Source organism: Streptomyces scopuliridis RB72 (genome assembly GCF_000718095.1).
Taxonomy (GTDB): domain Bacteria; phylum Actinomycetota; class Actinomycetes; order Streptomycetales; family Streptomycetaceae; genus Streptomyces; species Streptomyces scopuliridis.
On sequence record NZ_JOEI01000032.1, the window covers coordinates 1 to 26,025 of the forward strand.

General features: G+C 71.0%; 18 protein-coding genes. 8 read left to right on the forward strand and 10 right to left on the reverse strand.

Annotated elements, in window-relative coordinates; all coding sequences use genetic code 11:
• Nucleotides 1-181: 181 nt before the first annotated feature.
• Nucleotides 182-1,393 (reverse strand): saccharopine dehydrogenase family protein, encoded by a 1,212-nt coding sequence (locus tag IF11_RS0131390; protein ID WP_030355175.1) that lies wholly within the window; start codon nt 1,391-1,393, stop codon nt 182-184.
• A 217-nt stretch (nt 1,394-1,610) separates the two neighbouring features.
• On the opposite strand from IF11_RS0131390, the gene IF11_RS0131395 reads away from it, so the two are divergent.
• From IF11_RS0131395 to IF11_RS0131410, 4 genes are all read left to right on the forward strand, one after another.
• Nucleotides 1,611-2,771 (forward strand): CaiB/BaiF CoA transferase family protein, encoded by a 1,161-nt coding sequence (locus IF11_RS0131395; RefSeq protein WP_030355176.1) that lies wholly within the window; start codon nt 1,611-1,613, stop codon nt 2,769-2,771.
• A 1-nt stretch (nt 2,772) separates the two neighbouring features.
• A complete protein-coding gene (locus tag IF11_RS0131400; RefSeq protein WP_030355177.1) occupies nt 2,773-3,930 on the forward strand; it encodes an acyl-CoA dehydrogenase family protein in 1,158 nt (385 codons plus the stop codon).
• Nucleotides 3,931-3,975: 45 nt separating this feature from the next.
• Nucleotides 3,976-5,190 carry an acetyl-CoA C-acetyltransferase gene (locus IF11_RS0131405; protein WP_030355178.1) on the forward strand — a complete coding sequence of 405 codons (1,215 nt, stop codon included), beginning with the start codon at nt 3,976-3,978 and terminating at the stop codon, nt 5,188-5,190.
• A 74-nt stretch (nt 5,191-5,264) separates the two neighbouring features.
• Nucleotides 5,265-7,466, forward strand: a complete 2,202-nt coding sequence (locus IF11_RS0131410; protein WP_030355179.1) for a 3-hydroxyacyl-CoA dehydrogenase NAD-binding domain-containing protein — start codon at nt 5,265-5,267, stop codon at nt 7,464-7,466.
• A 54-nt stretch (nt 7,467-7,520) separates the two neighbouring features.
• On the opposite strand, the gene IF11_RS0131415 is transcribed toward IF11_RS0131410, so the two are convergent.
• The 5 genes from IF11_RS0131415 to IF11_RS0131435 form a co-directional block, all read right to left on the reverse strand.
• Complete coding sequence (locus IF11_RS0131415; RefSeq protein WP_030355180.1) at nt 7,521-8,252, reverse strand: MerR family transcriptional regulator; 732 nt, start codon at nt 8,250-8,252, stop codon at nt 7,521-7,523.
• Nucleotides 8,253-8,419: 167 nt separating this feature from the next.
• On the reverse strand, nt 8,420-9,817 hold the full coding sequence (locus IF11_RS0131420) for a GH1 family beta-glucosidase (RefSeq protein WP_030355181.1): 1,398 nt from the start codon (nt 9,815-9,817) through the stop codon (nt 8,420-8,422).
• Between the two features lie 113 nt (nt 9,818-9,930).
• A complete protein-coding gene (locus tag IF11_RS0131425) occupies nt 9,931-10,836 on the reverse strand; it encodes a carbohydrate ABC transporter permease (RefSeq protein WP_030355182.1) in 906 nt (301 codons plus the stop codon).
• A complete protein-coding gene (locus tag IF11_RS0131430; RefSeq protein WP_030355183.1) occupies nt 10,833-11,801 on the reverse strand; it encodes a carbohydrate ABC transporter permease in 969 nt (322 codons plus the stop codon). The genes IF11_RS0131425 and IF11_RS0131430 overlap by 4 nt, the downstream gene beginning before the upstream one ends.
• A gap of 163 nt (nt 11,802-11,964) precedes the next feature.
• Nucleotides 11,965-13,269 (reverse strand): ABC transporter substrate-binding protein, encoded by a 1,305-nt coding sequence (locus IF11_RS0131435; RefSeq protein ID WP_030355184.1) that lies wholly within the window; start codon nt 13,267-13,269, stop codon nt 11,965-11,967.
• 267 nt (nt 13,270-13,536) lie between these two features.
• On the opposite strand from IF11_RS0131435, the gene IF11_RS0131440 reads away from it, so the two are divergent.
• A complete protein-coding gene (locus tag IF11_RS0131440) occupies nt 13,537-15,792 on the forward strand; it encodes a glycosyl hydrolase (protein ID WP_240627579.1) in 2,256 nt (751 codons plus the stop codon).
• Between the two features lie 46 nt (nt 15,793-15,838).
• On the opposite strand, the gene IF11_RS0131445 is transcribed toward IF11_RS0131440, so the two are convergent.
• A complete protein-coding gene (locus IF11_RS0131445; RefSeq protein ID WP_030355186.1) occupies nt 15,839-16,879 on the reverse strand; it encodes a LacI family DNA-binding transcriptional regulator in 1,041 nt (346 codons plus the stop codon).
• 312 nt (nt 16,880-17,191) lie between these two features.
• Here IF11_RS0131445 and IF11_RS0131450 point away from each other — a divergent pair, with 312 nt between their 5' ends.
• Entirely contained in the window at nt 17,192-19,201 is a 2,010-nt protein-coding gene (locus tag IF11_RS0131450; RefSeq protein ID WP_030355187.1) for a Xaa-Pro dipeptidyl-peptidase, read from the forward strand.
• Nucleotides 19,201-20,523, forward strand: a complete 1,323-nt coding sequence (locus tag IF11_RS0131455) for a M14 family metallopeptidase (protein ID WP_030355188.1) — start codon at nt 19,201-19,203, stop codon at nt 20,521-20,523. Before IF11_RS0131450 ends, IF11_RS0131455 begins: the two co-directional genes overlap by 1 nt.
• A gap of 19 nt (nt 20,524-20,542) precedes the next feature.
• On the opposite strand, the gene IF11_RS0131460 is transcribed toward IF11_RS0131455, so the two are convergent.
• On the reverse strand, nt 20,543-21,511 hold the full coding sequence (locus IF11_RS0131460; RefSeq protein WP_030355189.1) for an FAD-dependent oxidoreductase: 969 nt from the start codon (nt 21,509-21,511) through the stop codon (nt 20,543-20,545).
• A gap of 44 nt (nt 21,512-21,555) precedes the next feature.
• Here IF11_RS0131460 and IF11_RS0131465 point away from each other — a divergent pair, with 44 nt between their 5' ends.
• Complete coding sequence (locus IF11_RS0131465) at nt 21,556-23,193, forward strand: ABC-F family ATP-binding cassette domain-containing protein (RefSeq protein ID WP_030355190.1); 1,638 nt, start codon at nt 21,556-21,558, stop codon at nt 23,191-23,193.
• A 63-nt stretch (nt 23,194-23,256) separates the two neighbouring features.
• Here IF11_RS0131465 and IF11_RS0131470 read toward each other — a convergent pair whose 3' ends face one another.
• Entirely contained in the window at nt 23,257-25,626 is a 2,370-nt protein-coding gene (locus IF11_RS0131470) for a Tex family protein (protein ID WP_030355191.1), read from the reverse strand.
• A 177-nt stretch (nt 25,627-25,803) separates the two neighbouring features.
• Entirely contained in the window at nt 25,804-25,917 is a 114-nt protein-coding gene (locus IF11_RS42815) for an LPFR motif small protein (protein WP_276311274.1), read from the reverse strand.
• Nucleotides 25,918-26,025 lie beyond the last annotated feature (108 nt).

Here is a 26,025-nt window from a genome sequence, read left to right on the forward strand (position 1 = left end):
ACGGCCGGGCCATCCACAACGCCGATCCTCCGCCTTGCGATCGCCGCTCGGCATCCAGGGAGGAATCAAGGCGCCGAGACGAAGAGAGCGCAGCGAACGCAGTGCACCAGACGCCGCGGCCTGATCCGCGAAAACCGACCGGACAGGACCTGGCGGAGATGGCCGACCGTCCCGCCGGACCTCAGGTCGCCGGGTCCAGCTCGCGCGCGTCCACGATCCTGAACCCCAGCCCCGCCGCCCGCAGCCGCCCCAGCAGCGCGTCGCCCATCGCCACCGCCGTGGTCACCTGGCCCGCGGTGTCGGGCAGCTCGTCCAGGGCGAGCGAGAGCGCCGACTCGGCCAGCATCTTCGCCGACTCGTCATAGCCGGGGTCGCCGCCCGAGACCTCGGTGAAGACCCGGTGCCCGCCGCCCGTGCCCACCAGGCGCAGCGTGAAGCTGCTCGCCCGCCTGCGTTCCAGGTCTGGTCCGGTGCCCGACTCGAACCGCCGCGTCAACCAGCTCCGGACCGCGGGAAGTTGGGCCAAGGCCACGCCAGCCCCGGCCGCCGCGCTCCCGCCCAGCGCCACCGGCAGTGTCCTCACCCCGGCGAAGTACCGGAAGCGGAAATCGGGGCCGTAGCGCGGCAGCGCCGCCGCCGAGCGCGCCACCACCTGTGCGTCGAGCGTCGGCAGCGGCAGCGCCCAGTACCCGGTCTCCCGGCTGAAGTGCGGTGCGCCGAGGGACCCCCGCGCGCGGCGGTCGAGCTGCCTCGGTTCGTACAGCCGCCGCTCCCGCGCGGCGTGCAGCGACTGCCGGCCGCGGCTCATGACCGTCATCACGGAAGCGAGCGTTCCGCCGGAGAAGAGGGCGTTGGAGCGTACGAACGCGTCCACGCGCAGCGGTACGTCCTCCGGCAGTTGCTGGACGGTGAGGTACGCGCCCAGATCGCTCGGGACCGCGTCGAAGCCGCAGGCGTGCACGAGCCGCGCCCCGGTCTCCCGGGCACGGACGTCGTACCGCAGATACATCCGGTCCAGGAACTCCGCCTCGCCGCACAGGTCGGCGTAGTCAGTCCCCGCCTCCGCGCACGCCGCGACGAGCCCCTCGCCGTACCAGATATACGGTCCGACGGTCGAGGCGACGACCTGCGCGGACTCGGCGAGGGCGCGCAGCGAGTCGGGGTCCGCCGAGTCGGCCTGCAGCACGGGGAGCACGGCGCAGCCCGGATTGAGCGCGGTGAGCCGCTCCCGCAGCCGCTCCAGCCGGGTGCGATCGCGTCCCGCGATGGCCCAGCGGCAGTTCTCGGGCGCGTGGGCCGCGAGATACTCCGCGGTCAGTGTCCCCACGAAGCCCGTCGCTCCGAAGAGCACGATGTCGTACGGGCGCTCCGTCCCGCTCCTCCTGCTGGCCATTGGTCCTCCGCCGTTCGCCCCGCGCCATTGCCGGTGCCCGACGCTAGCGTGAGATCTCATGGCAGTGAGCGGGAACGCTCATCGCGAACCGGTCCGGGTCGGCATAGGCTCGGCAGAGAACTAAGCGCTTGCTCGGCCCGAGGGGTTGTGCGGAGTGGAACACGTTCTTAGCATCACTGCTGTTACATCAGTTGTGTCACACAGTGCTGGGAGCCATATGGCAGCCGCAGGAAACGGTCCGCTGACCGGCGTACGCGTGGTCGAGCTGGCCGGTATCGGCCCCGGCCCCTTCGCCGCGATGACCCTCGCCGACCTCGGCGCCGATGTCGTACGGGTCGACCGTCCCGGCGGCGCGGGCCTCGGTATCGATCCGGCGTACGACCTGACCAACCGCAACAAGCGCTCCGTACTGATCGACCTCAAGACCGAGGACGGTGCGGCCCGCGTCCTCGATCTGGCCGAGCGCGCCGACGTACTCATCGAGGGATACCGGCCGGGGGTCGCCGAGCGCCTCGGCGTCGGCCCGCGGGAGTGTCTGGACCGCAACCCGCGGCTGGTGTACGGGCGGATGACCGGCTGGGGCCAGGACGGCCCGCTCGCCGAGCGCGCCGGGCACGACATCGGCTATATCGCCGTCACCGGCGCGCTCTCCATGATCGGCACGGCCGGGGAGCCCCCCGCGCTCCCGGCGAATCTGCTCGGTGACTACGCGGGCGGCTCGCTCTATCTGGTCATCGGGGTCCTCGCCGCGCTCCAGCACGCGCGTACGCCCGACGGCGCGGGGCAGGTGGTGGACGCGGCGATCGTCGACGGCACCGCCCATCTCACCACCATGATCCACGCCATGATGGGCGCGGGCGGCTGGCAGGACCGGCGGGGTGCCAATCTGCTCGACGGGGGCAGTCCGTTCTACGGTTCGTACGAGACCGCCGACGGCGAGTACATGGCGGTCGGCGCGCTGGAGCAGCGGTTCTACAACGAGTTCGTGGAGCTGCTGGGCATCGCCGAAGAGCTCCCGCCGCGCAAGGACTTCGGGCGCTGGGACGAACTGCGCGAGGCGGTCGCGGCCCGGTTCAGAACGAAGACCCGCCAGGAGTGGACGGCGGTCTTCGAGGGCTCCGACGCCTGTGTCGCGCCGGTGCTCTCCCTGCGCGAGGCCCCGGCCCACCCCCATCTGGCGGCCCGCGGCACCTTCACCGACCACGCGGGACTCACCCAGCCCGCCCCCGCGCCGCGGTTCTCCGTCACTCCCGGGTCGGTGCGCCGCCCGCCCGCGCGGCCCGGCGCGGACACCGCCGAGGTGGCCCGCGACTGGGATCTGCCCGTACGCGCCAAGGCCGAACGCGCCGAGCCCGAACGCGCCAAGGAGGACAGCTGAGTTGAAGCGCCAGATCTTCACCGCCGAGCACGAGGCGTTCCGCGCGACCGTCCGTACCTTCCTGGCCAAGGAGGTCCTGCCGCACTACGAACAGTGGGAGAAGGACGGGATCGTGAGCCGCGAGGCATGGCTCGCGGCGGGCCGGCAGGGGCTGCTGGGGCTCGCCGTCCCGGAGGAGTACGGAGGCGGCGGCGCCACCGACTTCCGCTACAGCGCCGTCCTCGCCGAGGAGTTCACCCGCGCGGGCGCCGCCGGGCCGGCGATCGGCCTGCACAACGACATCATCGGCCCCTACCTCACCACCCTGGGCACGGAGGAGCAGAAGCGGCGCTGGCTGCCCGGCTTCTGCTCCGGCGAGACCATCACCGCCATCGCGATGACGGAACCGGGCGCGGGCTCCGATCTCCAGGGCATCCGTACCGCCGCCGAGGACCGCGGTGACCACTGGCTGCTCAACGGCTCGAAGACCTTCATCTCCAACGGCATCCTCGCCGACCTGGTGATCGTGGTCGCGCGGACGACCCCCGAGGGCGGTGCCAAGGGGCTGTCCCTGCTGGTGGTCGAGCGCGGCACGGAAGGGTTCGAGCGCGGGCGGAACCTCGACAAGATCGGTCAGAAGTCCCAGGACACCGCCGAACTGTTCTTCCACGACGTACGGGTCCCCAAGGAGAACCTGCTCGGCGAACTCCACGGCGCCTTCGGTCATCTGATGACCCATCTGGCTCAGGAGCGGCTGCATATCGCGATGGCCGCGATCGCGGGCGCCGAGCATCTGCTGGAGATCACCACGCGATATGTGAAGGAGCGCGAGGCGTTCGGACGGCCGCTCTCCCAACTCCAGCACATCCGCTTCGAGATCGCGGAGATGGCCACCGAGTGCGCCGTCACCCGTACCTTCCTCGACCGCTGCATCACCGATCACACGCACGGCGAACTCGACGCCGTACACGCCTCGATGGCCAAGTGGTGGGCCACCGAACTCCAGAAGCGGGTCGCCGACCGCTGTCTTCAACTGCACGGCGGCTACGGCTATATGACGGAGTATCCGGTCGCACGGGCCTTCACCGACGGCCGGATACAGACGATCTACGGCGGTACGACCGAGATCATGAAGGAGATCATCGGCCGCTCGCTCCTCGCTCCTGATCCGCACGCCTGACCCCCCATCGTTTCGTTTGCCTCCCCCTCCCGAAAGGCAGTCGCCGTGAGTACCGAAGCGTTCGTCTACGACGCGATCCGCACCCCGCGCGGCCGGGGCAAGGCCCACGGCGCCCTGCACGGCACGAAGCCGATCGATCTCGTCGTCGGACTGATCCATGAGCTGCGCCGCCGCTTCCCCGGACTCGACCCGGCGGCGATCGATGACATCGTGCTCGGTGTGGTGAGCCCGCTCGGCGACCAGGGCTCGGACATCGCCAGGATCGCGGCCGTCGCCGCCGGACTGCCCGACTCCGTCGCCGGCGTACAGGAGAACCGCTTCTGCGCCTCCGGTCTGGAGGCCGTCAATCTGGCCGCCGCCAAGATCCGCTCCGGCTGGGAGGATCTGATTCTCGCGGGCGGCGTCGAGTCGATGTCGCGGGTGCCGATGGGCTCCGACGGCGGCGCCTGGGCGATGGACCCGATGACCAGCTTCGCGACGGGCTTCGCCCCGCAGGGCATCGGCGCCGACCTGATCGCCACCCTCGGCGGCTTCAGCAGGCGCGACGTGGACGAGTTCGCCGCGCTGTCCCAGGAGCGGGCGGCCACCGCGTGGAAGGAGGGCCGCTTCGACCGCTCGGTCGTGCCCGTCCTCGACCGCAACGGGCTCACCGTCCTCGACCACGACGAGCACATGCGCCCCGGCACCACCGCCGACTCGCTCGCCGCCCTGAAGCCGTCGTTCGCCAGGATCGGCGAGGCGGGCGGCTTCGACGCCGTCGTCCTCCAGAAGTACCACTGGGTCGAGAAGATCGACCATGTCCACCACGCGGGCAACTCGTCCGGCATCGTGGACGGCGCGGCCCTGGTCGCCATCGGCTCCCGGGAGACCGGCGAGCGTTACGGACTCACGCCCCGCGCCCGGATCGTCTCCGCGGCCGTCTCCGGCTCCGAGCCGACCATCATGCTGACCGGCCCCGCCCCCGCCAGCCGCAAGGCACTCGCCAAGGCCGGACTGACCATCGACGACATCGATCTCGTCGAGATCAACGAAGCCTTCGCGGCGGTCGTCCTGCGCTTCGTCGGGGAGATGGGCCTCTCGCTGGAGAAGGTCAACGTCAACGGCGGCGCCATCGCGCTCGGCCATCCGCTCGGGGCCACCGGCGCGATGATCCTCGGCACCCTCGTGGACGAACTGGAGCGCCAGGACAAGCGGTACGGCCTCGCCACGCTCTGCGTCGGCGGCGGCATGGGGGTCGCCACCGTCGTGGAACGCCTCTGACGGCCCGCACTCCCCGCCCCTCCCCGGACCCCTCCCGGACCCCCGCCCGGATTCCCCCGATACGGAGCAGCAGCATGAGCGAGTCCACCACCCCGGCCTCCCCGGCGATCCGCTGGGAGCAGGACGGGACCGGCGTCGTCACCCTCGTCCTCGACGACCCGGTCCAGTCCGCCAACACCATGAACCAGGCGTTCCGGCAGTCCATCGCGGCGGTCGCCGACCGCGCGGAGGCCGAGAAGGACAGCATCCGCGGAATCATCGTCACCTCCGCGAAGAAGACCTTCTTCGCGGGCGGCGACCTCAAGGACATGATCAAGCTCGGCCCGGCCGACGCCGGGCAGGTCTTCGAGAGCAGCATGGCCATGAAGCGCGCCCTGCGCAGTATCGAGACGCTCGGCAAGCCCGTCGTCGCGGCCCTCAACGGCGCGGCCCTGGGCGGCGGTTACGAGATCGCGCTCGCCTGCCACCACCGGATCGCCCTGGACGCGCCCGGCTCCAAGATCGGACTGCCCGAGGTGACGCTCGGACTGCTGCCCGCGGGCGGCGGAGTCACCCGTACCGTACGGCTGATGGGCATCGCGGACGCGCTGCTCAAGGTGCTGCTCCAGGGCACCCAGTACACCCCGAGGCGCGCCCTCGACAACGGGCTGATCCACGAGATCGCCGCCACCGGGGACGAGATGCTGGCCCGCGCCCGCGCGTTCATCGACGCGCACCCCGAGTCGTCCCAGCCATGGGACGTCAAGGGCTACAAGATCCCGGGCGGTACTCCGTCCAGCCCCCGCTTCGCCGCGAATCTGCCCGCGTTCCCCGCCAACCTGAAGAAGCAGACGGCGGGCGCCCCCTACCCGGCGCCGCGCAATATCCTCGCGGCGGCCGTCGAGGGCTCCCAGGTCGACTTCGAGACCGCGCAGACCATCGAGGCCCGCTACTTCGCCGAACTGGTCACCGGCCAGACCGCCAAGAACATGATCCAGGCGTTCTTCTTCGACCTCCAGGCCGTCAACTCCGGCGCGGGCCGCCCCCAGGACATCGCGCCGCGCGCCGTACGCAAGGTCGCCGTCCTCGGCGCCGGAATGATGGGCGCCGGCATCGCGTACTCCTGCGCGCGCGCCGGAATCGACGTCGTCCTGAAGGACGTGTCCGAGGAGGCCGCCGAGAAGGGGAAGGCGTACTCCGAGAAGCTGCTCGCCAAGGCGCTCTCCCGGGGCCGTACGACCGAGGCCGACCGCGACGCGCTGCTCGCCCGGATCACCCCCACCGCAGACCCCGCCGACCTCGCCGGATGCGACGCCGTGATCGAGGCGGTCTTCGAGGACACCGCGCTCAAGCACAAGGTGTTCCAGGAGATCCAGGACATCATCGAGCCCGACGCGCTGCTCTGCTCCAACACCTCCACGCTGCCCATCACGGTGCTCGCCGAGGGCGTCTCCCGGCCCGCCGGCTTCATCGGGCTGCACTTCTTCTCACCGGTCGACAAGATGCCGCTCGTGGAGATCATCAAGGGCGAGTGGACCGGGGACGAGGCGCTGGCCCGCGCCTTCGATCTGGTGCGCGCGATCAGGAAGACCCCGATCGTGGTCAACGACTCGCGCGGCTTCTTCACCTCGCGGGTGATCGGGCAGTTCATCAACGAGGGGGTGGCGCTGGTCGGCGAGGGCGTCGAGCCCGCCTCGGTCGAACAGGCCGCCGCGCAGGCCGGCTACCCCGCCAAGGTCCTCTCACTGATGGACGAGCTGACGCTCACCCTGCCCAGGAAGATCCGGAACGAGGCGAGGCGCGCGGTCGACGAGGCCGGCGGCACCTGGACCGCGCACCCGGCGGACGCCGTCATCGACCGGATGGTGGACGAGTTCGGCCGGCCGGGACGTAGCGGGGGCGCGGGCTTCTACGAGTACGACGAGGACGGCAGGCGAACCCGCCTCTGGCCGGGCCTGCGCGAGCACTTCGGCACGCCGGCCGGCGCGGCCCGCGCGGAGGTCCCCTTCCTCGACATGAAGGAGCGCATGCTCTTCTCGGAGGCGCTGGACTCCGTCCGCTGCCTGGAGGAGAACGTCCTCACGTCGGTCGCGGACGCCAATATCGGCTCCATCATGGGCATCGGCTTCCCGGCCTGGACGGGTGGAGTGCTCCAGTACATCAACGGGTACGAGGGCGGCCTGCCCGGCTTCGTGGCGCGCGCCCGGGAGCTGGCGGAGCGGTACGGCGCCCGGTTCGAGCCGCCCGCGCTGCTGGTCGAGAAGGCGGAGAGGGGCGAGACGTTCGGCGACGGGTGAGACGCGGTGCGCGCGGGTCGCGTTGCCGACGTACGAACGTCTCCTACGGAGTACTCACTCCGCCTGGAACGCGGCCCGCAGTTCCTCCTTCAGCGACCGCTGGAACGCCGTCACCAGCGCCTGCACTACTAGCGGCTGCATATGGGCCGAGAGCGACTTCATCGCCGCGACATGCTCGGGGTCGGACCCCTGGTTCCGGTACGGGGTCCACACCTCGTCCCGGAACAGCCGCGTCAGCTCGTACGCCGCCTCGCGCGTGTGCTCCAGCAGGACCGTGCGGGCGGCGAGGATCGTCTCGTGCGGGATGGGCACGTCCAGCAGCTCGACGCCGAGTCGCAGCAGCCCGAGATCGAGCCGGTAGCCGCCGTCCGGGCCGTCGGCGCGTACGAGGACGCCCATCGCGGCGAGCCGGTCGATGTCCTCCTCGGACAGCGCCCGCCCGGCCCGGCGCTCCAGCTCGGCCCGGGTCGCGTCCTCGGCGGAGTCCGGTGCCCAGGACGCCACCAGCGCCCGGTGGATGGCCAGGTCCTGCGCGCTCAGATCGGGCGGCAGCCGCTCCAGATAACGTTCGATCGCGGCGAGCGTCATCCCCAGGTGCTGAAGCTCCTCGATGAGGGCCAGCCGGGAGAGATGGTCGCGCCCGTAGTGCCCGACCCGGCGCGGCCCGATCACCGGCGGCGGCAGCAGCCCGCGGGTGCTGTAGAAGCGGATGGTGCGTACGGTGACCCCGGCACGGGCCGCCAGCTCATCGACGGTGAGCGTCGGCTCCTCGGTCCCTGTGGCCATTTCCGCGCCTCGCCTTCCGCTGCTGTGGGCCGACAGATCGACAGGTCGACTCGGTGCAACAGTATTGCTGTGCCACCGGCGCTGTGAAAGGGGCGCCACCTCGGGCGCCGCGGCCCGGGGTGGCGCCCCGGCGGAGGTCGGTCAGGGCCTGAACGTTCAGCCGCGGCTCAGTCCAGACCGCCCCGGCCGATGACCCTCGCGTACCAGCGCGCGCTGTCCTTCGCCGTGCGGCGCTGGGTCGCGAAGTCGACGTGGACGATGCCGAACCGCTTGCTGTAGCCGTACGCCCACTCGAAGTTGTCCAGCAGCGACCACAGGAAATAGCCGCGCACCTTCGCGCCGTCCGCGATCGCGCGGTGGACCGCGTGGAGATGGGCACGCAGATAGGCCACCCGCTCGGGGTCGTGGACCGCGCCGGACGGATCCGCGTAGTCGTCGTACGCCGCGCCGTTCTCGGTGACCATCAGCGGGGTGGCCGGCAGCTCGTCCCGCAGCCGCGTCAGCAGTTCGTACAGTCCGTCCGCGTCGACCGGCCAGTCCATCGCGGTGCGCGGTCCCGGCGCGGGTACGAACCGCACCCGCTCCTCCGCGCCGGGCCACGGGGACGGGGTGTCGCAGGAGCCGGCCGCGACGACCGTGGGGGAGTAGTAGTTGATCCCCAGCGAGTCGATGGGCGCGGAGGCTGTCGCCAGATCGCCGTCCCGGACGAACGACCAGTCCGTCAGCGCGGCGGTGTCCTCGACCAGATCCGCGGGCAGCCGCCCGTGGAACACCGGATCGAGGAAGATCCGGTTCCCCAGGGCATCGATCCTGCGCACCGCGTCGAGATCGGCCGCCGAGTCCGTCAGCGGCCGGACGGCGTGCAGATTGAGGGTCAGCGAGATCTCGGACCTCCGCGGCAGCGCGTCGCGCAGCGCGCGGGTGGCCAGACCATGGGCGAGATTGAAGTGGTGGGCGGCGCGCAGCGCGGCGACCGGATCCGTACGGCCCGGGGCGTGGACACCGGAGGCGTACCCCAGAAACGCCGCGCACCACGGCTCGTTGAGGGTGGTCCAGGTGGCCACCCGGTCGCCGAGGACCTCGGCGACGATCCGCGCGTACTCCGCGAACCGCTCGGCCGTGTCGCGCTGGGGCCAGCCGCCGGCGTTCTCCAGCTCCTGGGGCAGATCCCAGTGGTAGAGCGTGGCGACCGGCCGGATCCCCGCCGCCAGCAGCGCGTCCACCAGCCGCCGGTAGAAGTCCAGACCGCGCTGTACAGCCGGGCCGCGGCCGGTCGGCTGGACGCGCGGCCAGGCCACCGAGAACCGGTAGTCGGTGACCCCCAGCTCCTTCAGCAGCGCGACGTCCTCGTCCATCCGGTGGTAGTGGTCGGCGGCGATGTCGCCGGTGTCGCCGTTGCGGACCCGGCCGGGAGCGCGGCTGAAGGTGTCCCAGATGGACGGGGTACGGCCGTCCTCGGCGGCGGCCCCCTCGATCTGGTACGCGGCGGTGGCCGTCCCCCAGCGGAAACCGCCGGGGAAGCGCAGCTCCGCGGTGGTCTGGGGACGTGCGTCGACAGCGGTCATATGGAAGGAACTCCCGTGAGATGAGACAGAAGGGTGGGGGGAGGCGGCGGGGGACTCGTACGGGCGCGGTGGCGGGTGCGCGGCGGGCGGTGGGACGCGCGACAGGTGGGGGATCAGCCCTTGACGGCGCCCTGCATGATGCCGCCGACGATCTGCCGGCCCAGCAGACCGAAGACCAGCAGCACGGGCAGGGTGCCGAGCAGGGTGCCCGCCATGATCACGGACTGGTCGTGGACATAGCCGCCGCCGAGCTGGCGCAGCGCCACCTGCACGGTCGGATTCTGCGAGGAGAGCGCGATGATCGGCCAGAAGAAGTCGTTCCAGGCGGCCATGAACGTCAGCATGCCGAGCACGGCCATCCCCGGCCGGGCGATGGGCACCACGATCGACCAGAAGATCCGCGCCGTGGAGGCGCCGTCCACCCGGGCGGCCTCGATCAGCTCGTCGGGCAGCGACTGCACCAGATACTGCCGCATGAAGAACACCCCGAAGGCGGAGACGAGTCCGGGCAGGATGACGGCCTGGAGCTGGTTCACCCACTGGAGTTCGGCGATCAGCATGAACAGCGGGATCACCCCGAGCTGCGGCGGGATCATCATCGTGCCCACGGTCACGGCGAGCAGCGCGCCCCGGCCGCGGAAGCGCAGTTTGGCGAAGGCGAATCCGGCGAGGGTGCAGCAGAGCACCGTACCCACGGTGATCGAACCGGACACGATGAAGGAGTTGAGGAGGGCCTTGCCGATATCGGCCTCCTCCAGCACCGCCTCGAAGTTGCGGATCAGGTTCGGCCCCGGCAGCAGGCTCGGCGGCACCTTCGCCAGATCGGCGTTGGAGCGGCTGGCCGCGACGATCGTCCAGTAGAACGGGAACGCCGAGAAGAGCAGCGCGACGGCCAGGATCGCGTACGAGAGCCTGCCCCCGTGCATCGTGCGCCCGGCCCGGCTTCCGCGTCGTACGGACCGCCGTGGCCGGTCCTCGGTCCCCGGCGGCGGGGTGGGCGGTGCGGCGAGCGCGGTCATCGGCCGGCCTCCTTACGGGAACGGCGGCGGGCGATCAGGGCGTTGACGCCGACCAGCAGCAGGATCAGGACGAACATCACCCAGGCGATCGCGGCGGCCCGGCCCAGATGGAAGAAGCCCCAGCCCTGCTCGTACATGTACAGGCCGAGGGTCTGGTACTGATGCGCGATACCGCCCGAGATGGACCCCTCGAAGAGCAGCGGCTCACCGAAGAGCTGGGTGGCGCCGATCGTCGAGACGACGACGGTGAAGACGATCGTGGGGCGCAGCCCCGGCAGGGTGACATGGAGGAACTGCCGCCAGCGCGAGGCCCCGTCGACCTCGGCGGCCTCGTACAGCTCGCTGGGGATGGACTGCATCCCGGCCAGATAGATCAGCGCGTTGTAGCCGGTCCAGCGCCAGATGACGATGGACGACACGGCGATCTGCGAGGCGACCGTACCGGTCTGCCAGTCCACCGGACTGAAACCGACCAGCCCCAGCGCGTAGTTGATCAGACCGAAGTCGCGGCCGAAGAGCTGGGCGAAGACCAGCGTCGCTGCGGCGACCGAGGTGGCGTACGGCAGCAGGATCGCCGTACGGATGAAAGTCCGGCCGCGCAGCTTGTAGTTGAGCAGATGGGCCAAGCCCAGGGCCATCGCCAGCTGCGGGACGGTCGACAGCACCCCGATGGTGAAGGTGTTGCGCAGCGACATCCAGAAGAACTCGTCGGTGAACAGCGCGGTGTAGTTGCCGAGCCCGCGCCACTCCATGTCGCCGGGCGTCTGGAGTTCCACCCGGTAGAGCGAGACGAACGCGGTGTAGAGCAGCGGGAACAGCCCGAAGGCCGCGAACAGCGTGAAGAACGGGGCGATATAGGCGTACGGCGAGAAGGCGCGCCAGGCGCGGCGCACGGCGGAGGGCCGGGCGGCGGGGGGTCCGGGCGGCGGCGGGGGCGCGGCCTTCGCGGTGGCGGTGAGGGTCATGGAACGGCCTTCGGAAGCGGGGGCGAGGGGGAAGGACGGGACCGGGACCGGGGACAGGCCCTGAGCGGGGACGAGATGTGGAATCCGCCCGGAACCCGCCCCCGGGGACCGCGTCGGCTGACGCGGTGATCAGCCGATGACGATGCCGATGACGACGCCGACGTCAGCCGATGACGTTGTCGACGCCCTTCTTCGCGGTGGACCACGCCTTGTCGGACGAGGTGCCCTTGCGCTCCACCTCGCTCAGCGCGTTGGTGATCTGCTGGGCGACATTGGCGTCATGCACCCCGAGGACCTGCACGGGGGAGGACTTGGCCGCGTCACCGAAGATCTGGCCGATCGGCGCGTCCGAGAAATACGGGTCCTTGGCGCCGGAGACCTTCTCGATGGCGCCCGTGGCGGACGGGAAGAGCCCCTGCTTCTGGAAGAGCTTGGCCTGCTGCTCGGGCGCGGTCAGCCACTCGATCAGCTCGTACGCCTCCTTCTTGTGCTTGGCGGCGCGCGGGACGGAGAGATACGAGCCGCCCCAGTTGCCCGCGCCGCCGGGCAGCTTGGCGACATCCCACGTGCCCGAACCGCCCTTGCCGGCCTGGCCCTTGATATAGCTGAGCATCCAGGCGGGGCACGGAATGGTGGCGAACGAGCCGGCCGCGAACGCCTGGTTCCACTGCGGCGACCACTGGTCGAGCTTGGCGCTCAGCCCGGACTCCGCGGCCTCCACCGAGGTGTCCCAGGCGGTCTTCACCGCCGGGTTGTTCTCGTAGATCAGCTTTCCGGAGGCGTCGTAGTACCGCTCCTTCTCCTGGCCGATCATGATCGAGTAGAGGCTGCCGATGCTGTCGATCCAGGCGCCCTTCGCGGGCGCCTTCTTCTTGTACTCCTCGCCGAGCGCGAGATATCCGTCCCAGGTGGACCATTTCCGGCTGAGCTCGTCACGGTCCGTCGGCAGCCCCGCCTGCTTGAACAGATCCGTGCGGTAACACATCGCCTCGGGCCCGACATCCGTGCCGAGCCCCAGGATCCGGCCGTCCTCCGTCGTGGCGGCGGACCACTTGGCTTCGGCGAACTGGTCCTTCAGCTTCTCGGCGCCGTACTGCTTCAAGTCTTCGAATTTGTCGGACTGCTGCTGGGTGACCGACGCGATCCGGCCCACCTCGACGCCCTGTACGTCGCCGAGCCCGCCCCCGCCGGCCAGCCGGGTCTGGAGCGACTTCCAGTAGTCGGCCTCGTCCTCGGTGTCGCTCTGCTTGATCGTGATGTCCGGGTGGAGCTTCTGGTACTCCGCGTAGAGTCCCGCCTCCTTGTAGCCGAACGATCCGAAGAGGTCGACCGTCAGCGTGACCTTGCCACCCGCGCTGTCGGAGGTTCCCCCCGAGGAACCGGATCCGCACGCGGCGAGGAGTGCCCCGGAGAGCACGACCGCACCGATACGGACCGCGGCCCTCCTGGCGGCTCGGGCGTTGGGCATGGGAAGCCTCCCTTGGCTTCGGAATACAACGGAGTACCCGCGAGAGGCTTTTGAGAGCGCTCTCAAGAGATGGCTTGGAGCGTCCCCCGGCCTGCCACTCCTCGTCAAGACTCGAACACATAACAGCTGCCGGTCTGGACCAAGGCTCGCCTTGAACTGCCTTCCGCGCCACACGTATTGACACTTCTGTTTCAGGAGTTTTACGTTTCCTGCCATCTGAGAGCGCTCTCGGACGCCCTTGCCCCCCATGTCTTCGAGGTGCCGTCCATGTCCGTCTCCCGCGCCAGACCCGCCTCGGCGCTGATTCTGGCCACCGCCCTGGCCGCCGTCGGCCTGGGTCCCGCCGCGTCCCCGGCGCTGGCCGCCAATGTGCCTGTCGGCTCCGGCAGTTACTCGGACAGCCGGCCCGCCGGCACATCCGGCCCCACCACCAACACCGGCACTCCCGTCACCCCGAAGGTGACCGAGGCCGCGCGCGACCAGCCGCTGCCCACCAACGACTGGTGGTCCTCGCTGGCCTTCCAGCGGTACGGCGACAATCCGTACTCCACCCCCATGTACGGCCACCCGCTCACCTATCAGGCGACGGCGGGCGGTCTGGAGGTCGGCTATCCGACCACCCCGGCGATCGTCGGCGACGGCCGCCAGTACGAATACGCCCACAAGGCCGATCTCACCCTCGGCCTGACCGGGCTCAACTCGCCCGACACCAAGGCCGACGCCTGGTCCGACTGGACCGTCACGCCGTACTGGTCCGACGGCGCCCGCACCCTGCGGGCCACCATCGGCCACGGGCTGCCCTTCGTCTACGCCAAGGGCTCGGGCGGCGACGCGCGGATCACCACCGCCGCCGCGCCCGATGTCTTCGCCGACGACGGCAATGTCCTCGGTATCACCGTCGCGGGCCACCACTACGCCCTGTTCGCCCCGTCCGGCAGCGACTGGGCCGTCTCCGGATCCACCGTGACGGCCGGGCTCGGCGGCGCCGACTACTTCTCGCTGGCGGTCCTGCCGTCCACCGACGCGCTCGCGACGTACCGGAAGTACGCGTACAGCTTCGTCACCGGCTCGAAGGTGAGCTGGAGCGCCGAGGGCGGCACGGTCAGGGCGACCTACAGCCTCACCACCGAGCCGCAGGAGGGCACCGAGACCGGTACGCTCCAGGCCCTCTACCGGCACCAGTGGCTGAACACCACCGACGCGCTGACCCCGTACACCTATGTCTCACCACGCGGCACGATGAAGGTCCGCGAGTCCGCCTCCTTCACCACCTCCCAGGCGTCCTCCGGGGTGCTGCCCGCGCTGCCGAAGTCCAGTGGTGTCGATCAGGCGCGGCTCAAGGGCTATCTGGACGAAGTGGCGGGCGCGGCCGATCCGTTCTCGGGCGCGACCGACACGTACTGGACCGGCAAGGCGCTGGGCAGACTCGCCCAACTGGTGCCCATGGCCGACCAGATCGGCGAGAGCGCGACGCGCGACAAGCTCCTCGGGCTGCTCAAGAGCCGGCTGGAGGAGTGGTTCACGGCGGGCGGCGCGAGTGAGTTCTCGTACGACAAGGACTGGAAGACGCTGACCGGCTACCCGGCGTCCTACGGCAGTGACACCGAGCTCAACGACCACCACTTCCACTACAGCTACTACGTCTACGCGGCGGCGATCGTCGCGCAGTACGACCAGCAGTGGGCCGCCGACTCCGCCTGGGGCGGCATGGTCAAGACGCTGATCCGTGACGCCGCCAACCCCAGCCGCACCGACACCGCCTTCCCCTTCCTGCGCGGCTTCGATGTGTACGCGGGCCACAGCTGGGCCTCCGGACACCAGGGGTTCGCCGCGGGCAACAACCAGGAGTCGTCGTCGGAGTCCACCAATCTCAGTGCCGCACTCGTCCTGTGGGGCTCCGCGACCGGTGACGCCGAACTACGCGATCTGGGAAGCTACTTGCTGGCCACCGAGTCCGAGGCGATCGCCCAGTACTGGTTCGACGCCGACGAGGAGGTCTTCCCGTCCTCCTTCGGCCATGACACGGCCGGCATGGTGTGGGGCAGCGGCGCCGCGTACTCCACCTGGTGGACCGCCAATCCGGAGGAGATCCACGGCATCAACGTCCTGCCCGTGACCGGCGGTTCACTGCATCTGGCCCGGGAGAAGGCGGCGATCCAGCGCAATCTCGCCGAGCTGGAACGGGAGAACGGCGGCCCGGCCGTCGAATGGCGCGACATCCTCTGGGAGTTCGAGGCCCTCGCCGATCCGGCGGGCGCCAAGGCCAAGTGGGACGCGGGCAACGCGGGGTACACGCCGGAGGCCGGTGAGTCCAAGGCGCACACCTACCACTGGATCGCCACACTGGACGCGCTCGGCGCTCCCGACGCGACGGTGACCGGGTCCGTTCCGGCCTCGGCCGTCTTCAGCAAGGGCGGCGTGCGCACCTACGCGGCGCACAACTTCGAGTCGGCGGCGCGTACCGTCACCTTCTCGGACGGTACGACACTCGACGTACCGGCCCGCTCGACCGCGACGAAGTAGTCAGGCCGCCCATGACGATGGGCGGACGAGGTACGGCGGGCCCGGCTCAGGCCGAGGCCCGCCGTACCAGCGTGGTCGGGGTGATCACCGACGCCGGGGCCCGCTCGCCCTCGCGCTCGCGGTCGAGCCCGCGCAGCAGCAGCCGCGCCATCAGCCGGCCCTGCCCCTCGATGTCCTGCTGGACGGTGGTCAGCGGCGGATCGGTCACCGCGGCGACCGAGTCCATGTCGTCGAACCCCACCAGCGCCACCTCGTCGGGCACCGCGATCCCGCGCTCCTTGAGCACCCGCAGCGCGCCCGAGGCCATCAGATCGTTGGCGGCGAACACCGCGTCCAGCTCGGGACACCGCTCCAGCAGCTCGGTCATCGCCCGCGCCCCGCTCTCCTCGGTGAACGCCCCCTCGGCGATCAGCGCGGGATCCTCGTCCAGCAGCACATCGCGGTAGCCGTCGAGCCGGTCGACGGCCGAGGTCTGGTCGCGCGGCCCCGCGATATGCGCGATCCGCCGCCGGCCGAGATCCCACAGATACCGCACGGCCTCCCGGGCGCCGCCGCGGTTGTCGGCGTCCACATACGGCACGGCGCGGTGGTCCGGCGCCGACGTCCAGCTCGGCCGCCCGCCGTAGACCGTCGGCATCCCGGCCCGCCGGGTGATCTCGGGGATCGGATCGTCGGTGTGCAGCGAGAAGGCGAGCGCGCCGTCGACATGACCGCCCGCGAGATACCGGGCGATCCGGTCGTAGTCGCCGGGGCCTTCGAGGAGCAGCAGCACCAACTGGTAGTCGTGCGCGGTCAGTTCCTTGCTGATACCGCGGATCTGCTGGGAGAAGAACGGGTCGGAGAAGATCCGGATCTCCGGCTCGGCGATGATCACGGCGACGGCGCCGGTACGCCGGGTGACCAGCGTGCGGGCCGCGTGGTTCGGTACGTATCCCAGCTCCTCGACCGCCCGTTGCACCTTCTCGACCAGCGGCTGTCGCACCCCCGCACCGCCGTTGACGACCCGGGAGGCCGTGGCCCGGGAGACACCGGCGCGCGCCGCGACGGCTTCCAGAGTGGGGCGGGCCCCAGGGAACGGCTCGGTCAAGACATGCGCTCCTCGTCGGAGGGGATACGGGCTGCGGAGTACGGCGGGTACGGAGAGTACAAGGGACAGGACAACCCCCAGCCTAGCCGCTCCCGGCGCTTTTCTGAGAGCGCTCCCATGCCGCCCCAGCAGGGAAAGCGCCGTGCCGCGCCACCCGGGAAGGGCGGTGCGCCCGAAGTCGGGATCGAAGCGGGAGAGGTCCTGCCGGGCGGTGGCGAGAAGGGGCGCCGTGCCCGTACGGTCACCTCCCGCCCCTCGCCTCCCACGACTGCCCTCTTTTGCGGGCGAGTTGACGGGGGTACCTTCCGCCCCATGGAGATCCGTGCGCGGGGCGCCCGCTGGTCATGCAGAACGCTGGTCGCGGCAGCCTCCGCCGCGCTGCTGGGGGTGCTGCTCACCCCGACAGGAGCGCAAGGAGCACAGAGCGCGCGGCCGGCGGCGACGGCCGGGCCGCCCCCCCGCCAGAGCGAGCCCGTCTACTCCTACGAGAACGCCATCCGGGAGTCCGTCTGGGTGGACACCGGGATCGACGGCGACGCGAACGGCAGCACCGACCGGGTCGCCGTCGATGTCGTACGGCCCCGCGAGGCCGCGCAGGCGGGCCGGAAGATCCCCGTGATCATGGACGCCTCCCCCTACTACTCCTGCTGCGGACGCGGCAACGAGAGCCAGAAGAAGACCTATGACGCGAACGGCGACCCCGCCGGCTTCCCGCTGTACTACGACAACTACTTCGTGCCGCGCGGCTACGCCTTCGTCGCCGTCGATCTGACCGGCACCAACCGCTCCGACGGCTGTGTCGACGTCGGCGGACGCTCCGACGTCCTGTCGGCCAAGGCCGTGGTCGACTGGCTGAACGGCCGCGCCCGCGCGTACGGCAGCCGTACCGGCACCGACCCCGTACGGGCGTCCTGGACCACCGGCGCCACCGGCATGATCGGCAAGAGCTACGACGGCACGGTCGCCAACGGCGTGGCCGCGACCGGCGTCAAGGGACTCAAGACCATCGTCCCGATCGCCGCGATCAGCTCCTGGTACGACTACTACTTCCAACAGGGCGCCCCGCTCTACGACTCGGGACCCGAATGGCTCTCCGACTACGTCGAGAGCCCCGAGGCCCGCGCCCGCTGCGAGGCCGTCCAGCAGCGGCTGATCGACGAAGCGCCGCGCACCGGCGACTGGACCCGGCTGTGGAGCGAGCGCGACTACGTACGCGACGCCGACAAGGTCAGGGCCAGCGTCTTCGCCGTACACGGCATGCAGGATCTCAACGTCCGCACCAAACACCTCGGCCAGTGGTGGGACGCGCTCGCCGACGCGGGCGTGGAGCGCAAGATCTGGCTCTCCCAGACCGGCCATGTCGACCCGTTCGACTTCCGCCGCACCGAATGGGTGGCCACCCTGCACCGCTGGTTCGACCACTATCTGCTCGGTTACGCCAACGGCGTCGACCGCGAGCCCATGGCGGACATCGAGCGCGCCCCCGACCGCTGGGCCACCGACACGGTATGGCCGCCGCGCACCACCGCCGCCACGACCGTACGGCCCGCCGCGGGCACGGTCCCCGGCGTCGGCACACTCGGCCGCACCCCCGCCCGGCCCGGTACGACCGAGACCTTCACGGACGACCCGCGGCTGAGCGAGTCCGACTGGGCCGCGGACATCGACCGGTCCACCACCGCCAAGACCGGCTTCGTCACCCGGCCGCTCAGCCGCGATCTACGGCTCTCCGGCTCCTCCACGGTGACCGTCACCGCCACCCCGTCCACCTCGACCGCCCATCTCTCCGCGGTCCTTGTCGACCTCGGCCCCGACACCATCCGTGACTACGGGCACGCGGGCGAGGGCATCACCACCCTCACCGCACGCACCTGCTGGGGCCCGAGCACCACCGCCGACAGCTCCTGCTACCGGGAGACCGCGGCCAGGACGGCGGACGTCGACCACACCGTCTTCAGCCGGGGCTGGGCCGATCTCGGCACCTACGCCTCGGCCGGTCACGGCCGTCCGCTCACCCCCGGCAAGCCCCACACCCTCACCGTCCAACTCGCCGCGAGCGACCATGTCGTACCCGCCGGCCACCGGCTCGCCCTGATCATCGGCGGTACGGACCGGGGCCTGATCGACCCGCCGTCCACCACCCCGACCCTCACCCTCGATCTGGCCCGTACGTCCGCGAAGCTGCCGCTCGTCGGCGGCGCCGAGGCGTTCGCGCGCGCCACGACCGGCACCGTCCCGCCGCACAGCGCACCCCGAGAGTCCCGTCCGAACGGCGTGGCCGAGCCGCGCCGGACACCTCCGATCCCGGGAGACCGCACCTGATGACACCCCGTCTGCGTACCCTCGTCCTGGCCGTGACCGCCGCGGCCCTCGTGCTGCCGATCGCGGCCCTCCCCGCCCAGGCCACCTCCGCTCCTTCCGCCGCCGGTCAGGACGTCTCCGGTCCGGACGCGGCTTCCCTGCCACGTACGGAATTCGAGACCAGCGACGGCGCGAACTGGACCAGTCAGGCGCAGGAGCAGCGGTTCCTGGCCGCCGTCGACCAGGGCAGCGACCGCGCCACCCTCACCACCATCGGCACGACCAAACAGGGCCGGCCGCTCCAGCTCGTCGAACTCGGCGCCCGGCGCGCGCCCGCCACCGTGCTGCTGGTGTGCAGCCAGCACGGCGACGAACCGTCAGGCCGCGAGGCCTGTCTGACCACCGTCCGCGACCTCGCCTACGCCAAGGACCGCGCCACCCAGCGCTTCCTGGCCCGTACGACCGTGCTCGTCCTCCCGACCGCCAACCCGGACGGCCGGGCCGCCGACACCCGCGGCAACTCCGACGGCGTCGACATCAACCGCGACCACATCGCGCTGAAGACGGCCGAGGGCCGCGCGATGGCCGCCGTGATCCGCGACCGTCAGCCCGACATCATCTACGACCTGCACGAGTACGGCGCCACCCCGCCGTACTACGACGAGGACCTGTTCGACCTCTGGCCGCGCAATCTCAACACCGACGCGCGGGTGCACGACGAGGCGCAGGCGCTGTCGGAGCGGTACGTACGGCCCGCCGCGCGCGCGGCCGGCCACTCCATCGGCACGTACGGCATCTGGACCGACCCGGTGACCGGCGACCCCGTCAAGCAGACCGCCGGCGACGGCCAGGAGCGCATCCTGCGCAACGCCTCGGGCGTCAAGCACGCGATCGGCCTGCTCATCGAGAGCCGCGTCGATCCCCTCACGGACGCCGAGAAGGCCGACGAGGCGCTCAACAACCGGCGCCGCGTCACCAGCCAACTCGACTCCCTGAAGGGCCTGTTCTCCTTCACCGACGAGCGCAGGGCGCGGATCGTGACCGCCACGGCCACCGCCCGGCTGGCCGGACTCAAGGACCGCGGCCCGGTCTATCTCGGCGGCGCGGACAACGACCCCGCGGCGCCCGAGAAGATCCTCCAGGACCCGCCGTGCGGCTACCGTCTCGACGCGGCCCAGTACGCGGACGTCAAGGACGAACTGGCCCTGCACGGCGTGGTGTCCGTGCCGCTCGGCACGGGCGCGTTCGTACCGCTGCGCCAGTCGCAGCGGAGCCTGGTGCCGCTGCTGCTCGACGAGCGCGCGGAGTACCACCTGACGGCCGCGACGCCCGCTGCCTGTTGACCCTTCGTGCCGCCTCGTTCTAAACGGAGGCCACCGCCAGCCGGGCGGCGGCCTCCGCGCAGCCCCAGGCCACGGTGACACCCGCGCCGCCGTGCCCGTAGTTGTGCACCACCCGCCCGCCCCCGGGCACCGGTAAGGCCTCCAGCCGCACCCGGGGACGGGCGGGCCGCAGCCCCACCCGGTGCTCAAGCACCCGCGCCCCGGCCAGCTCGGGCCGGATCCGGGCGCAGCGCGCGACGATGGCCTCCGCCTCGGCCGGGTCGGGGCTCAGATCCCAGGAGTGATCGCTCGCCGTGCCGCCGAGCAGTACCCCGTACGGCTGAGGCAACAGATACGTCGTCTCGGAGGAGCCGGGCACGGCCGCCACGAACCACTCGTCGATCCCCGGGTTCTCCACGATCACTACCTGACCGCGCACCGGATACAGCGACGCGTCCCCCGCCAGCTCCCGGGCACCGAGCCCGCTGCAGTCGACCACGACCGACGCCTCGGCCGCGGGCTCGGCGAAGCCCGTGACCGACCGCCGCTCGACCGTGCCGCCCGCCGCGCGCAGCCGCGCCTTCAGGTACCGCAGATACACCGGCATGTCGATCAGCGGGACCGCGGCCCGCAGCCCCTGGGCGACGCCGTCGGGCAGCTCGTCCGTACGGGCCTCGCGCAGCTCGGGTACCCGGGAGGCCCAACTGCCCAGTCCCGTAAGCGGAGTGTCCGCCATCAGACCCGCCACGATACGGACCCCGGTCCTGTCCGGGATCCGCGCCAGCCGTACGTAGTGACGCAGCGACTCCTCCAGCCAGACCCCGACCTGGCGCGCGGGCTCGATGCGATAGGGCCAGACCAGGGCTCCCGCCACCGCCGAGGTGGTCCGCGCCACCGGATCGCGGGTCCACAGTCCGACACGGTGACCGCTCTCCGCGAGGACCACCGCCGTCGTCAGCCCTATGACTCCGCCGCCCACCACGATCACCTCAGTGTCTGTGCCGCTCATGCCCGGACCGTACCGGAATCCACCCCGGTAGGATCAGCGGTCTGATGACTGCCACGCTCGTAGCCAAAGACCTCGCCGCGGGACACGGCGACCGCTCACTGTTCTCCGGGCTCGATCTGGTCGTCGCGCCCGGCGATGTGATCGGACTCGTGGGTGCCAACGGCGCCGGGAAGTCCACCCTGCTCCGGCTGCTCGCCGGACTGGACAAGCCCGAGGACGGACAGCTGAGGCTGTCCCCGCCCACCGCCGCCGTCGGCCACCTCCCCCAGGAGCCCGAGCGGCGCCCGGGGGAGACCGTACGGGCCTTCCTGGGCCGCCGCACCGGCGTCACCGCCGCGCAGACCGCCCTGGACGAGGCGACGCAGGCGCTGGTCGACGGCGCGCCCGGCGCCGATGACGCCTACGCGACCGGTCTGGAGCGCTGGCTCGCCCTCGGCGGCGCCGACCTCGACGAACGGGCCGAGGAGGTCGCCGCCTCACTCGGGCTGACCGTCGGCCTCGACCAGCCCATGACCACGCTCTCCGGCGGCCAGGCCGCTCGCGCGAGTCTGGCCTCGCTGCTGCTCTCGCGCTACGACATCTTCCTGCTCGACGAGCCGACCAACGACCTCGATCTCGACGGCCTCGACCGACTTGAGGGCTTCGTCTCGGGCCTGCGCGCCGGCACGGTCGTCGTCAGCCACGACCGCGAGTTCCTGGTGCGCACCGTGACCAAGGTGCTCGAACTCGACCTGGCCCAGCAGAAGATCACACTCTTCGGCGGTGGCTACGAGGCGTATCTGGAGGAGCGCGAGACCGCGCGGCGCCATGCCCGTGAGGAGTTCGAGGAGTACGCCGACAAGAAGTCCGCCCTGGAGGCGCGGGCCCACACCCAGCGTTCCTGGATGGAGAAGGGCGTCAAGAACGCCCGGCGCAAGGCGGCCGACAACGACAAGATCGGCCGGAAGTTCCGTGCCGAATCCAGCGAACAGCAGGCGGCGAAGGCGCGCCAGACGCAGCGGCTGATCGAACGCCTCGATGTGGTCGAGGAGCCCCGCAAGGAGTGGGAACTGCGGATGGAGATCGCCTCCGCGGACCGGTCCGGAGCCGTGGTGGCCACGCTCCGCGCGGCCGAAGTGGCGCGCGGTGACTTCCACTTCGGGCCGGTCACACTCCAGGTCGACCGGGCGGACCGGGTCGCCATCACCGGAGCCAACGGCAGCGGCAAGTCCACGCTCCTGGCCGCCCTGCTGGGCCGCCTCCCGCTGGACGCGGGCCACGCCACGCTCGGCTCGGGCGTGGTCGTCGGGGAGGTGGACCAGGCACGCGCCCTCTTCCACGGTCCCGAGACCCTGCTGGACGCGTTCCGTCAGGCGGTCCCCGACACCGAACCGGCCGATATCCGTACGCTGCTCGCGAAGTTCGGCCTCAAGTCCGGCCATCTCCTGCGCCCCGCGACCACGCTCTCGCCGGGCGAGCGCACCCGCTCCGCGCTCGCGCTGCTCCAGGGCCGGGGCGTCAATCTCCTGGTCCTGGACGAGCCGACCAACCACCTCGACCTGCCGGCCATCGAACAGCTGGAATCGGCGCTCGACTCCTATGACGGCACGCTGCTGCTGGTCACCCATGACCGCAGGATGCTGAACGCGGTCCATACGACCCGCCGTCTCGATGTGGCGGACGGCAAGGTCATCGAGATCTGAGCCGGATGCGGGGGCTCCCGGTCGTCTCCGGAGCCCCCGCACCGCGCCCGGCGCCGCGACGCCTCAGCGCCGCTTGCCACCGCCGTTCGGATCCGTCAGACCGGCCCGCCGCAAGGCGTCCGCCATCGCGCTGTTCGCCGGAGGCGGGGCCGAAGCCTGGCGTCCGCCACCGCCCCCGCGTCCGCCACGTCCCGCTTGCCGCTGCTGCGGAGGCCGCCCGCCGCCCCCGGACCGCTCCCGGTCCTGCTTCGCCGGCTGCGCCTCGTCGTCCAGCCGCAGGGTCAGGGAGATCCGCTTACGGGGGATGTCGACGTCCATCACCTTCACCTTGACCACATCACCCGGCTTCACCACCTCCCGCGGGTCCTTCACAAAGGTCCTGGACATGGCGGAGACATGGACCAGACCGTCCTGGTGCACCCCGATGTCGACGAACGCGCCGAACGCCGCGACGTTCGTCACGACCCCCTCCAGCACCATCCCGGACGCCAGATCGCCGAGCTTCTCGACGCCGTCCTTGAACGTGGCCGTCTTGAACGCCGGCCTCGGGTCACGCCCCGGCTTCTCCAGCTCGCGCAGGATGTCGGTGACGGTCGGCAGACCGAAGGACTCGTTCACGAAATCGTCGGGCCGCAGCGTGCGCAGCACCGACGCGTTCCCGATCAGCGAGGCGACCTCACTGCCCGTCTTCTTCACCATCGACCGCACCACCGGATACGCCTCGGGGTGCACACTCGACGCGTCCAGCGGGTCGTCACCGCCGCGGATACGGAGGAAGCCCGCGCACTGCTCGTACGCCTTCGGACCGAGCCGCGCCACATCCTTGAGCGCGCGCCGCGAGCGGAACGGCCCGTTGGCGTCGCGGTGGGCCACGATGTTCTCGGCGAGCCCCGCTCCGATGCCCGACACCCGCGAGAGCAGCGGCGCGGAAGCGGTGTTGACGTCGACACCGACACCGTTCACACAGTCCTCGACGACCGCGTCCAGCGAACGGGACAGCTTCACCTCGGACAGATCGTGCTGGTACTGCCCGACACCGATCGACTTGGGGTCGATCTTCACCAGCTCGGCCAGCGGGTCCTGGAGCCGGCGTGCGATGGAGACCGCGCCACGGATCGACACATCCAGATCGGGCAGCTCCTGCGAGGCGAACGCGGAGGCGGAGTACACGGAAGCGCCCGCCTCCGAGACCATCACCTTCGTGAGTTTCAGCTCGGGGTGCTTGGCACAGAGCTCACCGGCGAGCTTGTCCGTCTCCCGGGACGCCGTGCCATTGCCGATGGCGATCAGATCGACGGAGTGCTCCTTCGCGAGCCGGGCCAGCTTCGCGAGCGACTCGTCCCACTTGTTCGCGGGCACATGCGGGTAGATCGTGTCGATGGCGACGACCTTGCCGGTCGCGTCGACCACGGCCACCTTCACGCCCGTACGGAACCCGGGGTCGAGCCCGAGCGTGGCGCGGGTGCCGGCCGGGGCGGCCAGCAGCAGATCGCGGAGGTTGGCGGCGAACACCCGTACCGCCTCGTCCTCGGCGGCGGTCCGCAGCCGGAGCCGGAGGTCGATCCCGAGATGCACCAGGACGCGGGTGCGCCATGCCCAGCGCACCGTGTCGGCGAGCCACTTGTCGGCGGGACGGCCGCGGTCGGCCACGCCGAAGCGGCGCGCGACCATGTTCTCGTACATGCTCGGGCCCGGCTGCTCCGATGGCTCCTCGGGCTCCAGGACCAGATCGAGGACATCCTCCTTCTCGCCCCGCAGCATCGCGAGCACGCGGTGCGAGGGCAGCTGGGAGAAGCCCTCCGCGAAGTCGAAGTAGTCGGCGAACTTGGCGCCGGCCTCCTCCTTGCCGTCCCGCACCTTCGCCACGAGCCGGCCCCGGGTCCACATCCGTTCACGCAGCTCACCGATGAGATCGGCGTCCTCGGAGAACCGCTCGGTGAGGATGGCGCGGGCGCCCTCCAGCGCCGCCGCGGGGTCGGCGACCCCCTTGTCCGCGTCCACGAACGCGCCGGCCGCCGCGAGCGGTTCCACCGACGGGTCGCTCAACAGCCCCTCGGCGAGCGGCTCCAGACCGGCCTCCCGGGCGATCTGCGCCTTCGTACGCCGCTTGGGCTTGAACGGCAGATAGATGTCCTCCAGCCGCGCCTTGGTGTCGGCGGCCCGGATCCGCGCCTCCAGGGCGTCGTCCAGCTTGCCCTGCTCGCGCACGGACTCCAGGATCGCTCCCCGCCGCTCTTCCAGTTCGCGCAGATAGCGCAGCCGCTCCTCAAGCGTGCGCAGCTGCGCGTCGTCGAGCATCTCGGTCGCTTCTTTGCGATAGCGCGCGATGAACGGCACGGTCGACCCGCCGTCGAGCAGCTCGACGGCCGCCTTCACCTGCCGCTCCCGTACGCCGAGTTCCCCGGCGATCCTGCCTTCGATGGACGTCGTCACGATCACGCTCCGCTGTTCAGTGGTCCGCCGTCTGCATTGTGGCAGGTGGCACCGACATCGGCGGGCACGACCGGCGGTGACGGGCCGGTGCAAGGTGCCGTACGGCAGACCTCGGCCCGGTCCCGAAGCGAAGAGGGACCGGGCCGGGGAACCGATCGGGCCCGCGGCGGGAGACCCTCATCCGTGTGCGGCGCCGCCGAAGAGACGGGCGAGCGCGCGGAAGGGGAGCGTCACCACGGAAGCGATCGTGGAGCCGATGGCACGAAGGACATCGGCGATGGCACTGAACACGTGGACCTCCTCCGGGTGGCTGTCGAGTCGTCGGCCGCGTCGGGCGCTTCGCGCACACGGCGTACGGGCCGGTGCCTGCGTACGGGGCACGCGCTGTGAGCACCCTCG

What these genes read in the sequence shown, in the direction of transcription:
- IF11_RS0131395 (WP_030355176.1), top strand. Translation starts at nt 1,611, where the DNA reads ATGGCAGCCGCAGGAAACGGTCCGCTGACCGGCGTACGCGTGGTCGAG.
- IF11_RS0131390 (WP_030355175.1), bottom strand. Translation starts at nt 1,393, where the DNA reads ATGGCCAGCAGGAGGAGCGGGACGGAGCGCCCGTACGACATCGTGCTC.
- IF11_RS0131415 (WP_030355180.1), bottom strand. Translation starts at nt 8,252, where the DNA reads ATGGCCACAGGGACCGAGGAGCCGACGCTCACCGTCGATGAGCTGGCG.
- IF11_RS0131460 (WP_030355189.1), bottom strand. Translation starts at nt 21,511, where the DNA reads ATGAGCGGCACAGACACTGAGGTGATCGTGGTGGGCGGCGGAGTCATA.
- IF11_RS0131420 (WP_030355181.1), bottom strand. Translation starts at nt 9,817, where the DNA reads ATGACCGCTGTCGACGCACGTCCCCAGACCACCGCGGAGCTGCGCTTC.
- IF11_RS0131435 (WP_030355184.1), bottom strand. Translation starts at nt 13,269, where the DNA reads ATGCCCAACGCCCGAGCCGCCAGGAGGGCCGCGGTCCGTATCGGTGCG.
- IF11_RS0131430 (WP_030355183.1), bottom strand. Translation starts at nt 11,801, where the DNA reads ATGACCCTCACCGCCACCGCGAAGGCCGCGCCCCCGCCGCCGCCCGGA.
- IF11_RS0131410 (WP_030355179.1), top strand. Translation starts at nt 5,265, where the DNA reads ATGAGCGAGTCCACCACCCCGGCCTCCCCGGCGATCCGCTGGGAGCAG.
- IF11_RS0131465 (WP_030355190.1), top strand. Translation starts at nt 21,556, where the DNA reads ATGACTGCCACGCTCGTAGCCAAAGACCTCGCCGCGGGACACGGCGAC.
- IF11_RS0131450 (WP_030355187.1), top strand. Translation starts at nt 17,192, where the DNA reads ATGGAGATCCGTGCGCGGGGCGCCCGCTGGTCATGCAGAACGCTGGTC.
- IF11_RS0131425 (WP_030355182.1), bottom strand. Translation starts at nt 10,836, where the DNA reads ATGACCGCGCTCGCCGCACCGCCCACCCCGCCGCCGGGGACCGAGGAC.
- IF11_RS0131455 (WP_030355188.1), top strand. Translation starts at nt 19,201, where the DNA reads ATGACACCCCGTCTGCGTACCCTCGTCCTGGCCGTGACCGCCGCGGCC.
- IF11_RS0131440 (WP_240627579.1), top strand. Translation starts at nt 13,537, where the DNA reads ATGTCCGTCTCCCGCGCCAGACCCGCCTCGGCGCTGATTCTGGCCACC.